Annotated in this window: 11 protein-coding genes; 6 read left to right on the top strand and 5 right to left on the bottom strand. The window is 70.8% G+C overall.

Translation table 11 applies throughout. The features are described 5' to 3' along the window. Window positions 1-130 precede the first annotated feature (130 nt). A complete protein-coding gene (locus IEY82_RS23185) occupies window positions 131-967 on the bottom strand; it encodes a TetR/AcrR family transcriptional regulator (protein ID WP_189126305.1) in 837 nt (278 codons plus the stop codon). Between the two features lie 115 nt (window positions 968-1,082). On the opposite strand from IEY82_RS23185, the gene IEY82_RS23180 reads away from it, so the two are divergent. Further along, entirely contained in the window at window positions 1,083-1,556 is a 474-nt protein-coding gene (locus IEY82_RS23180; protein WP_189126304.1) for a flavodoxin family protein, read from the top strand. Window positions 1,557-1,614: 58 nt separating this feature from the next. Here the strand turns inward: IEY82_RS23180 and IEY82_RS23175 are convergent, their stop codons facing one another. Continuing rightward, on the bottom strand, window positions 1,615-2,961 hold the full coding sequence (locus tag IEY82_RS23175) for an erythromycin esterase family protein (protein WP_189126303.1): 1,347 nt from the start codon (window positions 2,959-2,961) through the stop codon (window positions 1,615-1,617). Between the two features lie 36 nt (window positions 2,962-2,997). Here IEY82_RS23175 and IEY82_RS23170 point away from each other — a divergent pair, with 36 nt between their 5' ends. Then, entirely contained in the window at window positions 2,998-3,552 is a 555-nt protein-coding gene (locus IEY82_RS23170) for a helix-turn-helix domain-containing protein (protein ID WP_189126302.1), read from the top strand. Here IEY82_RS23170 and IEY82_RS23165 read toward each other — a convergent pair. From IEY82_RS23165 to IEY82_RS23155, 3 genes are all read right to left on the bottom strand, one after another. Further along, window positions 3,542-4,237 (bottom strand): hypothetical protein, encoded by a 696-nt coding sequence (locus IEY82_RS23165; protein WP_189126301.1) that lies wholly within the window; start codon window positions 4,235-4,237, stop codon window positions 3,542-3,544. The two genes, IEY82_RS23170 and IEY82_RS23165, sit on opposite strands and share 11 nt — an antisense overlap. A 110-nt stretch (window positions 4,238-4,347) precedes the next feature. Then, on the bottom strand, window positions 4,348-5,340 hold the full coding sequence (locus IEY82_RS23160; protein ID WP_189126300.1) for a hypothetical protein: 993 nt from the start codon (window positions 5,338-5,340) through the stop codon (window positions 4,348-4,350). A gap of 259 nt (window positions 5,341-5,599) precedes the next feature. Next, window positions 5,600-6,487, bottom strand: coding sequence for an NAD(P)-dependent oxidoreductase (locus IEY82_RS23155; protein WP_189126299.1), 888 nt, complete (start codon window positions 6,485-6,487; stop codon window positions 5,600-5,602). A gap of 47 nt (window positions 6,488-6,534) precedes the next feature. Here IEY82_RS23155 and IEY82_RS23150 point away from each other — a divergent pair, with 47 nt between their 5' ends. From IEY82_RS23150 to IEY82_RS23135, 4 genes are all read left to right on the top strand, one after another. After that, window positions 6,535-6,885: a winged helix-turn-helix transcriptional regulator gene (locus IEY82_RS23150; RefSeq protein WP_189126298.1), complete on the top strand. Its 351-nt coding sequence runs from the start codon at window positions 6,535-6,537 to the stop codon at window positions 6,883-6,885. A 258-nt stretch (window positions 6,886-7,143) separates the two neighbouring features. After that, on the top strand, window positions 7,144-9,894 hold the full coding sequence (locus IEY82_RS23145) for a helix-turn-helix transcriptional regulator (protein ID WP_189126297.1): 2,751 nt from the start codon (window positions 7,144-7,146) through the stop codon (window positions 9,892-9,894). 3 nt (window positions 9,895-9,897) lie between these two features. Further along, window positions 9,898-10,776 carry an alpha/beta hydrolase gene (locus IEY82_RS23140; RefSeq protein ID WP_189126296.1) on the top strand — a complete coding sequence of 293 codons (879 nt, stop codon included), beginning with the start codon at window positions 9,898-9,900 and terminating at the stop codon, window positions 10,774-10,776. A 233-nt stretch (window positions 10,777-11,009) separates the two neighbouring features. After that, window positions 11,010-13,898: a helix-turn-helix transcriptional regulator gene (locus tag IEY82_RS23135; RefSeq protein ID WP_225263613.1), complete on the top strand. Its 2,889-nt coding sequence runs from the start codon at window positions 11,010-11,012 to the stop codon at window positions 13,896-13,898. The last annotated feature ends 172 nt before the right edge of the window (window positions 13,899-14,070 follow it).

The following is a 14,070-nucleotide window of genomic DNA, read 5'->3' as shown; positions in this document are numbered from 1 at the left end:
CTCCTGCTCCAGCTAGGCCATGGCCATTCGGGTCACATCTGATGTTCTGCCTCAGTCATTGAGCAGCCGCCACGCCGCCAGCGCGATCCTGGCTGAGGGCCCCGGTCCTGGAGACAGACGGGAAAGCGGGTCAGGTCCCGCGCTCAGCGTGGCCTTTGTCCACGAGGGTCGCGAGTTCGTCGAGGAGGGCGATCGAAGCGGCGATCCGGGTCGCGGTCCAGTGGACGGAAGGATCGGGTTCGAGGTAGGAGAGCGTGGCGGCGACAAGGGCATAGGTCGTGCTCGTCCAGTGCGACTCCATGGAAGAGCCGAACGCCCGGGCCTGGAATGACGTGCTCTCCTCGTTGACGGAGGCGCGGACCACGAACCCCGTCAGGAGCGCTCCCATGGCCTGGGACATCAACTCGAAGCCGCCGCCGTCGGCCGGCGGCGTGGTGAGCCGGTACCCGAACAGCTTCGGAAGGCGGCTGTACACGGCTGCGCGCAGTGCCGTGAAGGAGCGCTCCGCCGCCGCCAGTTCGGCCGTGACGACCGCGCGCAGGTCACTGTCGGGCAGGCCGCTGCAGGTCGCGCGGAGTGCGAGGTAGTCGCGCCATTCGCGCGAGGTCGCGAAGCGCTGGAAGTCGGCCTCCAAGGCGATGCGCAGGCCCTCGACGACCAGTGTCCGGCGTCCCGCTTCCGTTGCCAGCTCGCCCTGGTGCGCGGACATGAACTCCCGGAGCGCGTCGATCTCTTCGACGCCCTCCGGTTCGAGTCGGGTGTCGCGCACGACCCGCACGAGCACCTCGCGCAGGAATTCGGCCCGACTCGGCCAGTGACGGTAGGCCGTGGCCCGGGAGACTCCCGAGTCGGCGATCGCCTCCTCCAGGCTGATGCCGTCGAGAGCCACCATGATGCCGCGCTCGCGGACCCGGGTGATTGCGGCGTCGATGATCCGGTCGGCGGGCTTGCGACGGGGACTGTTCACGCTGCTAGCATGGCAAATGAGACATCATGTCTCAAGTTCTTCCCGAAGAGAAAAGGCGGCTTCGAAGCCGCCCAGGATGATCCGGCCCTCGATGCTCGCACCTGCTGGAGGAACAATGCGCGTGGTGGTCGTTGTCGAGTCCTGCTTCGGTAACACCTCACAGGTGGCCGAGGCCATCATTGAGGGGTTACGCGCAGGCGGTGCCGCGGTCGAGGTGGTGTCAGCCGACTCCGCGCCGCCATCCCTGGCCGCCGACCTGGTCCTTGTCGGTGCGCCGACGCACAACATGGGCTTGCCGAGCAGTGCTTCGCGCAGTCAGGCGGCGCAGAAGGGCGGTAGCGCCCCCTCCTCTGGCGTCCGCGAGTGGATCGACCGGGTCGACTCGGTCGACGGCAGGGTCATCGCCTTTTCGACCACGACCGGTGGTCTGTTCGCCGGTTCAGCGAGCAAGGCGATCGTCAAGGCGTTCAAGCGCCACGAGATCCGGGCCGAACGTGGCACGGATTTCACCGTCATGGGCACCCCGGGCCCTCTGGGGAGCGGGGAACTCGCTCGAGCGCGTGAGTGGGGCCGGACGCTACAAGCCTGACCCGTCTGCCCGTTCCGATCACTCGCTGGGCGGCGGGTGTGTCGACCGCTGCACGGTGTCACTGCGGCTTCCACTGGGCGAACGCCTCCCGCACGTCCCGGGGTGAGTGGGCGAGTGCGGCGTCGTCGGGATCGGCTGCCGTGACGTGGGGCAGGTGCACGATGATGTCGTAGGCGTCCAGCGGGCTCACGGGGGAGTAGAACGTCCCGATGCCGGCGCGCTGCCCAGTGATGCCGCGAACGGCGTCGGTGTCGATCGGCGACAGCCGCCGCAGGTCGGTGGCGAAGGGCCCGTCGTGGCTGGCGTGCATGAGCGCGTCGAGGCTGCCGGGCTCGGGCGCCTCCATCGCCGTGAAGAAGGTGCCGGTGTAGAAGTCGGGGCCGGTGTTGAGGATCTGACCGGTCCCCGAGGTCGTGCCGATGACCAGGTAGTCCTTGCCCAGCCGATCGGCCAGGTGCATGCCCATCGGCGTCATCGGCGTCAGGCCGGGAAGCGTGCCGGGCCCGCGTTGGATGTGACCGTTGTGCGCGGCCAGCACGATCCGGTCCTGTCCGCCCAAGATCCACTCGACGGTGTCCGCGATCGCGGCTTCGCGGTTGAACATCACGGTCCGCTGGTCGCCCCGCGCCATCGCGCGGATGATCGTGTCGAGAGTGACCGTTATGCGCAGTGATTGAAGCGCGCGCTCGTAGTCCTCGACAGTGGTCCGCTGAAGGTAGTCCAGGCGCCGGCCCGTCATGAGCGCGACGAGTTCGGCGAGACTCGCCGTCAGTGCGTCCTTGGTCGCGGAGGGGAACTGGCCGTAGGCGGCGATGGCCGCGGGCGCGGAGAACGCGGACATCGCCGCGAAGGCCGAAGCCGTCTCCCGGACGCTCGGGTCAAGCCGAAACTCGGGATCGGCCTGCGCGAGGTAGGCGAGCACGGCGTCCAAACCGGGCAACAGGGACATGTTCGAGCCGGGCAGGTCGATCCCGGAGAAGCCGAGGGGGCGCATGGCGGTCTCATTGTGGTGTCGCATCCACCGCAGAAGGTCGCGCATCTGCGCCCACAGCCCCATCAGCGAGGTCATGCCGTTGGCCATGACGTGGCCGAGCCGGTCGTCGCCGCCTCGGACCCAGGCGTCGACCAGGAGTCCTTCGGCGAAGCCGGTCTCCATCGCGTAAACGCTGAACCCGTGCCGCTCGACCAGGTAGCGCAGCAGGCGGTGGCGGAGCCGGTAGAACTCGCCGTTGTAGTGCGCGCTCTCGCCGATCGCCACCACCCGTGCGTCGCCGACCGCGTGGTCCAGCCATTCGAGATCATCCAGCGGTCCGGTCGGATCCAGCGTGCGCAGTGGCATCACCGCCTGGTCGCTCAGCCGTGCCGCGGTCGTCGGGGCGTTCGTTGCGGTCTTGACCTTTTCCATATCTGGGAATGGTATCAGATATGGAATCATAGGCGAATGGACTCGCTTGATCTGCTCCTGCACCCGGTACGGCTGCGCATCGTGAACGCCATGTCCGGCGGACACACCCACACCACGTCCGACCTGTGCGCCCGTCTGCCCGACGTCCCCAAGACCAGCGTGTACCGGCACGTCGGATTGCTGGTCGATGGGGGAGTGCTGGAGGTCGTCGGCGAGCAGCGGGTACGCGGCGCCGTGGAACGGCACTACCGGCTACGCGGCGAGCGGACGGTGATCGACGCGGACACGGCCGCGTCGATGTCCCTGGACGACCACCGCCAGGGGTTCGCGGCAGCCATGGCCGCCCTGCTCGCCGAGTTCGACGCCTACCTCGATCGGGACGGAGCCGACCCGTCCGCCGACTTCGTCGGCTACAAGCAGGGCGTTTTCTGGCTCAGCCAGGACGAGATCGCGGAGATGGTCGGCGAGCTGCGCGCCGTCTTCGCCGCTCGTGCGGCCAACGGTCCCGAGCCCGGCCGCCATCCCCATCTGATGAGCCTGATCCTGTTCCCGGCCGAGGAGCCACGGCAGAGTGAGCAGGTCACGGGCTGAGGGAAGGTGTCCCTTGCCGGCTCGCATGTCCTTCGGCGGCGGAAGTGCCGTCGGCATCCTGCCCGGCGACCTTCTCCCACGTCTCCGCAGACGCCAGGCCGCCCATCTCCAGGAGCCTCATCCAGCTGTCCCGGTGTCGGCGCCGCCGCTTACGGCGGTTGACGGCGTGCCCCCCGATGACGGACGCGACGAGCTGGGGATAGCCCTCGCCGAGGACGTGGAAGTCGAAGAACGTGACGATGTCGGATGCCAGCTCCGTGGTCTCGACCTCTTCGACGTCAACGTGCTCGTAGGCGAAGACGTAGTCGTCCCCGTCGCAGAAGTAGACGTCGCCGCCCTGGAGATCAAGGTAGATGCCGCTGCCGCACTCGATGTCCTCGGGAGCGCCGTAGCGTTCACAGCCGATGTGGAGTGGATTGCCCAGAGGGCAGTGCGGATCGATGTGGCGGTCGGCCCAGGCTTGGCGACCGGCCAACTCTGGTGGCTGCTGGAAGCGGAAGTAATCTCCGCCCAACCGGTGGAACAGGCCGAACACCTCCGTCACCCCCGCAGGAAGCCCAGGGACGGGCTCCAGCTCCCTGGGCTCCTCGATGATGACGCCGAAACCGTGCTCGGCCTCCACCCGCTTGAGCAGATCGAGCTTCGACCTGATCGCGGCCAGCCTCCCGCTGCGCTCCTCGGCCATCGGAACTCTCCGCCGTTCCTGAAGATGGTGTGCCATCGCACTGTGAATGGGGTTTGACCGATCCTTCGCCACGCGTGATCCACGGACGCGCATCGGCGGCACTGGATGTGTCAGGCGAGTCGCCCATGGTCGCGTACCCGTAGGTCGACGGGCTCCATGGTGTCGGCGGCCAAGAAGGTGATGCTCCTTTCCCGCGTATCCACCTCCTCGTCCTCTTTGACTCCGACGAGCCGCAGGTCTGGGACGGCGCCGCAGGCAAGCGCGTCCCACTCGGGTAGTTGCTCGTACGTGCCAGGGCGCCACCAGTAGAGCTGCGAGGTAAGGGCTTTTTCGCCTCCGCTGACAAGGGTTCGGGAGGCGGACCGCATGGCCTCCATCGCCGCGGTCAACTCGACGCTGCCGATCTCGTGCACGAGGAGGTATTCAGGAAGCGGGAATGAGACCAGCGCACCGTGTGGGGCAGGCCCGAGGTGGCGCTTGAGCACGTGGACATGCGAGCCGATGTAGCGGTGGGTCTCACCGATGGCCATGATCGGGACGTTCTGGACCTGTAAGGCTTCGGTGTAGTGCGGCTCCCGATTCACAGAGGCATGGAGCGCGGCACCGAAGAGCTGGTCCTCGGTCCTGCTGCCGATGTCCCAGCGGTTGAGCGGCATGATCGCGTCGGGCAGGTCGATGACCACGGTCTCCATCAGTCCGGGTGCGAGTTGCCGAGTGAGCAGGGAGTCCCGCAAGCCGGGCACCTCCGCCAGCTCCGCCTCCGGGTAGATGCGCACGCGCAGCGCCTCGGTCTCCAGGAGGTGTTCGATGTCGACCGCGGCGGGCTGCTCAAGTGCCTGGCCCTGTCCCGCTTGCGTACGAATCTCCTGAGCGAACCCGCGCGCTATGTTCGCGGCAATCATGGGCAGTTCATCCACGTCACAATCGGCAAGGACGTCATAAACGTGGACGTACCAATCGCTGACATCGACGAAGACGTCGGCAGGCTGAGAGCTGATGCTGAGCGTTCTGGAGTCTGTGAACCGGGTCTCTAAGCCCTCATCCGCGAATGCCTGGACTATTGCTTGGTTGATGGCGCGGTGAAGCACCTGTTCTCCCATCATGATCGGATAGCGGACTGAAGTCGCGAGCTTATGCGATAAGACCGACATCTCCTGGCGTCGCGTCGTGCGTGACCAGGTCCCGATCGACTTCCTCCCGCTCTCGGACACGCGAGGTCGCATCCGACGTCAGCACCTGTCCGTCCGCGGCGAACGCATAGGTCCAGCGGAACGTCACCAGAGGCCGACTCACCTCGATCAACCGGACCCAGCTCTCGACGGAGCCGACGTACTTCCGTCCTGCGCTATCGACTATCAGTGATCAGCGAGGGTTGAGGATCTCGGTGATCCGGAGGAATCCGTCGGTGCCGTGGCCCCGTCCGATGGCGCGGCGCGCCAGGCCTTCAGCCGCACGCATCACGCCCGCGTCGATGCCATGGGCCTCGGAGGTGTGGACGATATGGGCCATGGACGACACCGCCGAGGTGATCGGGTTGTCCTCGCCGGAGAACGTCCCGCTGTCGACCTCCTCCGCAGACTGCTCGAAGATCGCCGGAAGGATCGTGGCGATGCCTTCGGCGAACGGCGCCAGCTCCCGCGCGGTGATCCCTTCGGCTCTCGCGACCGCCAGCGCGTGTGCGTAACCCGCCATCGCGGTCCAGAAGATGTCGAGCAAGGCGATGTCGTACGCGGCCGCCCGGCCGATGTCCTCACCAAGGTGGGTGTGGGTGCCACCCAGGGCGTCCAGCACCGGCCGGTGCTTCCGGTAGAGCTCCTCCAGACCGCTGTGGAGGAACACCGCGTCCGGCGTTCCGATGGTCGTGGTCGGCGTCATGATCGCACCGTCCAGGTACCCGATGCCGTGCTCGGCCGCCCAGGCCGCGATGCCCCTGGCGCGGTCGGGGGTGTCGGCGGTCAGGTTCGCGACAGTGCGCCCCTTGAGCGCGTCGGTGACCGCGTCACGCCGCACGATGGCGTCCACCGCGTCATAGTTCACCACGCAGAGCACGGTCAACCTGCTTGCGGCGACAGCCGCTTCGGGCGATCGGGCGCCGACCGCGCCCCGTCCGACCAACTCCCGTTCCCTGCCCGGCGTCCGGTTCCAGACCGTGGTCCGCAGCCCGGCGTCCAGGAAGGCGCCGGCCAGGGCTCGGCCCATCGGCCCCAGGCCGAGTACGGTGACGGCAGACTCTTCAATGTTCGAGGTCATGCCTCAACTCCTCAATAAACAGCAAACGGTGATGAATGGGGATGAAGATGACGCGTAGCCGTGCTCAGGATCCGAACGTCTGCGGAGTGACCGCCGCGATCGCCGTGATCGACGGCAAGTGGAAGACGATGTTGCTCTGGCTCCTCGAATCTGGTCCGCACCGCCCGGGCGAGCTGCGCCGGCGACTGCCGGGCCTCACCGAGAAGGTGCTGACTCAGACGCTCCGCGAGATGGAGGGCGACGGACTGGTCCACCGGGAGGTGCACGATGTGCGACCGCTGAAGACCGTGTACTCCCTCACCGCGTTCGGCCGCGAACTCTCCGAGGCGTTGGAGCCTCTCGCCGACTGGGGCCACCGCCGCCTGGAGCAGCTGGCCGAGCCCCAACCGGTTTCCTGATACACCGCCAACCCGCCCATCTCAGCCTGGATCTGACGGCCTTCGACCGCCCACGACCAAGCTTCAGGCCGCTCCGGTACGGCCGACAAGTACCCACAAAAAAGTGGCTACCGCCGGGTGTCAGGATCTTCATCGTGTAGGACACCGCCGTACACGATGACCTGAGCCACGCGTTGCTGCGCGCCGTACCATCCCGGCTCGCCACCCGGCAGCTTGCCGCGCTCTGACACGCCCACCTGGCCTTTACAGTGGGTTTCTGTGCTTTACGGCAGATCTGCGGAAATCAGCGCGCTCGACGAGGTGATCGCGCAGGCTCGCCATGGCTGCGGCGGGGCGGTGGTGCTCCGGGGTGAGGCCGGCGCGGGCAAGACCGCCCTGCTCGACGCGGCGGCCGCGCGGGGCGGGGCGATGAGGGTGCTGCGGACCGGCGGCGTCGAGTCCGAGTCCGACCTGGCGTTCGCGGCGCTGCACCAGCTGCTGTGGCCGGTGGCCGGATTGCTCGACGCGCTGCCCGGGCCGCAGCGCGACGCCGTGCGAGCGGCCCTGGGGCAGGCCGCCGGCGGCGCGGGCGACCGCTTCCTGCTGGCCGCCGGCGTGCTGTCGTTGCTGGTCGAGGCCGCCGGCCCGGAGGGCCTGATCTGCATGGTCGACGACTTCCAATGGGCCGACCGGGCCTCGGCCGACGCGCTGCTGTTCGCCGCCAGGCGGCTGGGCACCGAACGGATCGCGATGTTGCTCGCCGTCCGCGGCGACGCCCCCATCAAGGGCGTGCCGTCGACGGTGGGCGTGCGCGGCCTGCCCGAGGACGCCGCGGCCGAGCTGCTGGAGTCCCGGCACGGGCTGCTGTCCGCCCCGGTGAGACGCGAACTCATCACGCTGACCGGGGCGAACCCCCTGGCCCTGGACGAGATCGCCGCCCGGCTGACGCCCGCGCAACTCGCCGGCCGCGAACCGCTGCCCGACCCGCTGCCCGGAGGCGCCCGGCTCTTCGGCGACCGGGTGACCGGTTTGTCGGCCCCCGCCCGGCTGGTCGCCCTGCTCGCCGCCGTCGAGACCGACGTCGAGGTGGTCCTGCGTGCCGCCGAGCGGCTGGCGGCCGGGGCGGCGGCGGGGTCGGTGGCGTCGGTGGCGGCGTCGGGGTCCGGGTCCGGGTCGGGGTCGGGGACGGTGGCGTCGGTGGCGTCGGTGGTGGCGGCGGCCTTCGCCGAGCTGGAGGAGAGCGGGCTGGCCGAGGTGTCGGGCACCGGCGTGCGCTTCCGTCACCCGCTCATGCGATCCGCGATCCACGAGGCGGCCGCCCCCGCCGAGGTCCGCCACGTGCACGCCGTTCTGGCGGAGCTGACCGCGGGCGACCGTAGGGCCTGGCACCTGGCCGGAGCCGCCCTGGGCCGGGCCGAGCCGGTCGCCGCCGCGCTGGCGGAGGCAGCCGAGAGCGCTCGCGACCGTGGCGGGTACGGCGCCGCCGCCACCGCCCTGACCAGGGCCGCCGAGCTGACCCCCGAGCCGCGCGCCCGCGCCGTCCGGCTGAAGGACGCCGCCGGGGCGGCCTGGCTCGGTGGCCGGCCGGGACAGGCCGAATCGCTGCTGGCCGAGGCACGCGAAGCGGCCGGCGGGGACATCACGCTCGCGACGGAGATCGCCCAGCTCCGGGGCCGGTTCGAGCTGAACTCGGGCAACGCCGCCGAGGCCGTGCGGATCCTGGCGGCGGGCGACAGCCTGGACATGCTGGCCGACGCCCTGGAGGCGGCCTCGTACGTCGGCGACACGGCGGCCATGGTCGAGCTCGGCCGGCGGGCGGCCGCGCACCCTGAGGGATTCCTGCGGGACACCCTCGCCGGGATCGGTCTGACGCTGGACGGCGACGCCACCGGTCCCGGCCTGCTGCGGCGGGCACTGACGCGGGTCGATGAGCTGGAGGACGCGGCGGGCTACCTGTGGGCCACGGCCGCGGCAAGCACGCTGGGCGAGTCGGATCTGGCCACCGAGCTGGCCACCCGGGCCGGCCAGGTGGCCAGGGTGTCGGGGATGACCGGGCAGTTGCCCGTCGTGCTGGAGTTCGTGGCGACCGCCGACCGCCTCGCCGGGCGGCTCGCGCGCAGCCAGGCCGTCTCCGAGGAGGGCCTGGCGCTGGCGCGGGAGGCCGGGTACGAGAACACGGTGGCCGCGCACCTGGCCAATCTGGCGGTGCTGGCGGCTCTGCGCGGTGAGGAGGAGCCCTGCGAACGGCAGGCCCGCGAGGCGCTGGCCATCGCCCTGCCGCACCGGGTGGGACTGCGTGCGGGGGTGGCCGCGTACGCGCTGGCGATGCTCGACTTGTGCCTGGGCCGCTACGCGTCGGCGCACGACCGTTTCCGGGCGATCGCGGTGGCGGGGCCGGGCGCCGGGCATCCGACCGTGGCGTGGCGGACCATGCCGGACCAGATCGAGGCCGCGGTGGGCGCGGGCGACGAGGCCGGCGCGCGGGCGGCGCTTTCGGCCTACGAGCGGTCGGCCGAGCACGCCGCGACGTCCGAGTCGCGCGCGTTGCTGGCCCGTTGCCGGGGTCTGGCCGAATCGTCGCAGGACGCCTTCGGCGAGGCGCTGCGGCTGCACACCAACCCGTTCGAGGCGGCCAGGACGGCCCTGCTGCTGGGTGAGCACCTGCGCCGCGCGCAGCGGCCGGGTCAGGCGCGAGCGCATCTGCGGATGGCGTGGGAGACCTTCGAGCGGGCCGGGGCCCGGCCGTGGGCGCGGCGCGCGCAGGAGGAGCTGCGGGCGGCGGGCGAGAGCGGCAGCGCCCCGCCCCCCAGCGTGCTCGACGCGCTGACCCCGCAGGAACTGCGCATCGCCGGCCTGGTCGCGGACGGGTTGTCGAGCAAGCAGATCGCCGCCCAGCTCTTCCTGAGCCCCCGTACGGTCGAGTACCACCTGTACAAGATCTATCCGAAGCTGGGCATCGGCACCCGTACGGAGCTGGCGCGGCTGGTAGTTCTACAGAAGGCGCCCGTAGCCGGGGACGGCATGCTCTGAGTCATGCACAACGTAACCATCTGGAGCGAAGAGTTCGGCGCCGAGACGGACGCGCCCATCCTGTTGATCATGGGCTCGATGTCGCAGGGCATCCTGTGGCCGGACGAGCTCGTCGGCCGGCTGACCGCCGGCGGCCGCAGGGTGATCCGGTACGACCACCGCGACACCGGCAGGTCCGGCACCGTCGACTTCGCGGCCGAGCCGTACACCTGGGACGACATCAAGAACGACGTCTACCGCGTGCTGGATGCCCACGGCCTGGACAGCGCCCACCTGGTGGGCCACTCAGCGGGCGGGCTGCTCAGCCAGCTCATCGCCGTGGAGGCGCCGGAGCGGGTGCGGTCGCTGACCGTCATCGCCTCCTCGCCGCTCGGCGGCGGCGAGGGCCAGGTGCTCCTTCGGGCCCTGACGGGGCAGCCGCAGCCCGAGGGCAGCCTGCCGGAGCCGGAGCCGGAGTTCGTGGAATTCTTCCGCGCGCTGATGACCGCCCCGCCCGCCCAGGACCGCCGCGCACTGATCGACAGCATGATCGCCGAGCAGCGCGTGCTGCACGGCACCGGGCTGCCGTTCGACGAGGACGCGGCGCGCCGGCTGCAGGAACGCGTCTACGACCGCGCCCGCGACCTGTCGGCGGTGGCCAACCACCGGCTGGCCGCAGGGGCCGGCCCCGACTTTGAGCCGGTGGGCGCGCTGCACCGGGTGAAGGCGCGCACGCTGGTCATCGAGGGCAGCCACGAGCCGGTCAAACCGGGTCACGGCGCGATCATCGCCGAGCAGATCCCGGGGGCGCGGCTGATGATCGTGGCAGGCATGGGGCACACGCTGCCGCCGGAGACCCACCGGGAGCTGGCCGACGCGATCCTCACGCACACGGCCGAGTGACGACAGCACCGCCCACGTCGTGCGGCCAGGTGGAGCGGCGGCCGGCACCGCCGGACGGGCCGAACCTGGTGTCGTGTGCCTTATAACGACTATGATGATCTGGTCTCCGGCTGTGCCGGACGGTAGTGCGCTCGGGTCCGAAGTCCGTGTCCGGAACGGTGCTCTCGTCAAGGCGATCGCCGGGTGGGAGCGGATCCCGCGGGCCGTGGTCTCACGGTAGGGAGCTCCCGCCTGTGGCTGGTACAGCGACTTCTGGCGCCGGCGCCTCGCGCCTGATGTCGATGCCCGCGCTGGTCGGCCGCGACTCGGAGCTCGCGGCGTTCCAGCAGGCGCTGGCCGGAGGGCCGGCGATCGTCCTCGTCGAGGGAGAGGCCGGGGTCGGCAAGAGCCGCCTGCTGCGAGAGTTCCTGAGTTCGCGGGTGGCCCGCGACAAGCGGAGCCTGGTGGCCTCGTGCCCGCCCTTTCGCGAGCCGTGCACGCTGGGCCCGATCGTCGACGCGATCCGCCAGGCGACCGGCCAGGTCGCCGGACTGCGGCTGAGCGCGCTCGGCGGAGCGCTGCGGCCGTTGTTCCCCGAGTGGGCGGACGAGCTGCCACGGGTGCCGGATCCGCCGGAGGATGCCCGCGCCGCCCGCCACCTGCTCTTCCGGGCCCTCGCCGAGGTGCTGGACCGCCTCCAGGTGTCGGTGCTGGCGATGGAGGACCTCCACTGGGCGGACGAGGCAACGCTGGAGTTCCTGCTGTTCCTGGCCGCCCGGCATCCGCTGCGGACCAGCCTGGTCGTGACCTACCGCCCGAACGACGTGCCGCAGGGCTCGTTGCTCCTGCGGCTGTCCTCCCGGCTGCCCACGGGCACGACCGGGCTGCGGCTGGCGGTGGAACCCCTGGACGTGGCGCACACCGGCGATCTGGTGTCGTCGATGCTGGCGGACGAGCCGGTCTCCCCGGCGTTCGCCACGCTGCTGCACCGGCACACGGACGGGATCCCGCTGGCCATCGAGGAGTCCGTACGCCTGCTGTACGACCGCGCGGACCTGATCCGCCGGAACGGGCAGTGGGCACGCCGCAGGCTCACCGAGATCGACGTGCCCCCGACCGTGCGTGACGCGGTTCTCGAACGGGTCGCCCGGCTGGACCCGCCCGCGCGGGCCGTCCTCCAGGCGGCGGCGGTGCTGTCCGCCCCGGCGGACGAGGCCACGCTGGGCGCCCTCCTCGACGGTCCCTTGGACGGCCTGGCGGAGGCGCTGGCCTGCGGACTGCTGCGCGAGGACGGCGGGCTGCTGTCGTTCCGGCACGTACTGGCCTGCCGGGCCGTGTACGAGGCGACCCCCGCGCCGGAACGCCGGGCGATGCACCTGAGAGCAGGCGACGCCCTGGCCGGCCGGACGCCGCCCCCGGTGTCCCAGCTGGCCCGTCACTTCCGCGAGGCCGGGGACGTGGCCGCCTGGAGGAGGTACGCCGAGCGGGCCGCCGATCTCGCCCTGGCCGCCGCCGACGAGGCCGGAGCCACGTCGCTGCTGTACGACCTGCTCACCCACCCCGAGCTGCCCGCGTCCGACGCGGCCCGGCTGGTCGTCAAGATCCCGTTCTCCTCGTTCACCGGCGACGACCGCTTCAAGGGGCTGGTCCGGAGTCTGCGCGCCGCGCTCGACTCGGACACCATGTCGCCCGTGGAGGGGGCGGAGACCCGCTACCAGCTGGGCCGGGTCCTGACGATCATGGAGGAGTACGAGGCGGGCCAGGCCGAGATGAAGAAGGCGGTCGTCCATCTGCCGCCCGGCTCTCTCAGCGCTGCCCGGATCATGGTCACCCTCGGCTGGCCGCGCGAACCGTCGGCGCCGGTGTCCGCGCACCTGCGCTGGTTACGCCGGGCGGCGGAGGCCGCCGAGTCGTTGCCGCCGATCGAGCGTCTCGGTGTGCTCGTCGAGCGCGCCTCCGCCCTGCTGTTGCTGGGGGAGGAGGAAGGCTGGGCGGAGGCGTCCCGGATCCCCGGCGACCCGGCCTGCGCCGACGAGGCCCGGCATGTCGACAAGGGCTACATGAATTTCGGCGACGCCGCGGTGCGCTGGGGACGCTACGCCGAGGCCGCCCGGCACTTGGCGGCGGCCGCGCGGATGGCCGAGCGCTACCAGTTTCTCCGTCACAGAGGCATTATCGACGCGACTCGCGTCCATCTGGACTGGTTCAGGGGCGAATGGCAGGGGCTGGCCGAGCGGACCGCCGCCCTCGCGGACAACGACGAGCTGCAGCCGGTGACGAAACTGGAGGCGGTGCTGGTCGCCGCCCTGTTGCGTGCGGCGGCAGGTGATCCCGAGGCCGGTGAGCGGCTCGAGCACGTGCTCGCGCAAACCCACCGGCGCGGTGCCGCCGAACTCGTGGCCGAGCCGGCGGCGGCTCTGTGCGAGCTGCTGCTCGCGCGGGGAAGCGTCGAGGAGGCGCTGCGGGTCACCGACGAGCCCATCCGGCAGGTGGCGGACAAAGGCATCTGGCTGTGGGCCGCCGACCTCGCGCCGGCCCGCACCCGGGCGCTGGTCGCCGCCGGCCGGCTGGACGAGGCCGCCGACCTGGTCTCCGCGTTCGCGGACTGGGTACGAGACCGGGACGCGCCGGCGTGCTGGGCCGGTCTGGAGCTGAGCCGCGCCATCCTGGCGGAGGCAGGCGTGATACGCGGGGACGCCGCGAACGCGTACGCCCGCGCGGCCGACGCCTGGCAGCGGCTGCCCCGGCCGTACGACGCGCTGCTCGCCCAGGAGCGGCAGGTCGCCTGCCTGCTGGCCGCCGGCGAGACGGAGGCGGCCCTCTCTCTGGCCCGGCTGGTGTTGCAGGGCCTGACCGGCCTCGGCGCCCGGAGGGCGGCGGAGCGGCTGGCGAGCCTGCTGCGCGATCACAAGGTCGAGGTGCGCGGGCGCGGCCGGCGCGGCTACGGTGACCAGCTCTCACCGCGCGAGCTGGAGGTCGTCCGCCTGCTCGCCACCGGCAGGACCAACCGGGAGATCGCCGTCGTCCTGTCGCGCTCACCGAAGACGGTCGCCTCGCAAATCAACTCGGCGATGCGCAAACTCGGTGTCAACTCCCGTACGGCACTCGCGGTCAGCGCCCTCGAATCCGGACTCGTGACCTGACTCCAGACCAGGGGCGATCGTCATTTATTAGGTCATCCGACTCATGACAAGGGTTTCCGGCTGACCGAAGCTCTGCCCATGTGCATCCCTCCGGATGAGCCTCGGGACGACCCTTCCGACGAGGAGCGAGCCCTGCCCGAGGCCGAGGCCGGCGCCGACGAGTACGAGCCAC

This window comes from Nonomuraea cavernae (assembly GCF_014646355.1).
Taxonomy (GTDB): Bacteria; Actinomycetota; Actinomycetes; order Streptosporangiales; family Streptosporangiaceae; genus Nonomuraea; species Nonomuraea cavernae.
Note: the sequence above shows the minus strand (reverse complement) of the source record. Positions and strands in the feature narration are given on the sequence as shown.

Coding starts and splice junctions, on each gene's coding strand:
- IEY82_RS23180 (WP_189126304.1), top strand. CDS start 1,083: ATGCGCGTGGTGGTCGTTGTCGAGTCCTGCTTCGGTAACACCTCACAG.
- IEY82_RS23175 (WP_189126303.1), bottom strand. CDS start 2,961: ATGGAAAAGGTCAAGACCGCAACGAACGCCCCGACGACCGCGGCACGG.
- IEY82_RS23170 (WP_189126302.1), top strand. CDS start 2,998: ATGGACTCGCTTGATCTGCTCCTGCACCCGGTACGGCTGCGCATCGTG.
- IEY82_RS23165 (WP_189126301.1), bottom strand. CDS start 4,237: ATGGCCGAGGAGCGCAGCGGGAGGCTGGCCGCGATCAGGTCGAAGCTC.
- IEY82_RS23160 (WP_189126300.1), bottom strand. CDS start 5,340: ATGATGGGAGAACAGGTGCTTCACCGCGCCATCAACCAAGCAATAGTC.
- IEY82_RS23155 (WP_189126299.1), bottom strand. CDS start 6,487: ATGACCTCGAACATTGAAGAGTCTGCCGTCACCGTACTCGGCCTGGGG.
- IEY82_RS23150 (WP_189126298.1), top strand. CDS start 6,535: ATGACGCGTAGCCGTGCTCAGGATCCGAACGTCTGCGGAGTGACCGCC.
- IEY82_RS23140 (WP_189126296.1), top strand. CDS start 9,898: ATGCACAACGTAACCATCTGGAGCGAAGAGTTCGGCGCCGAGACGGAC.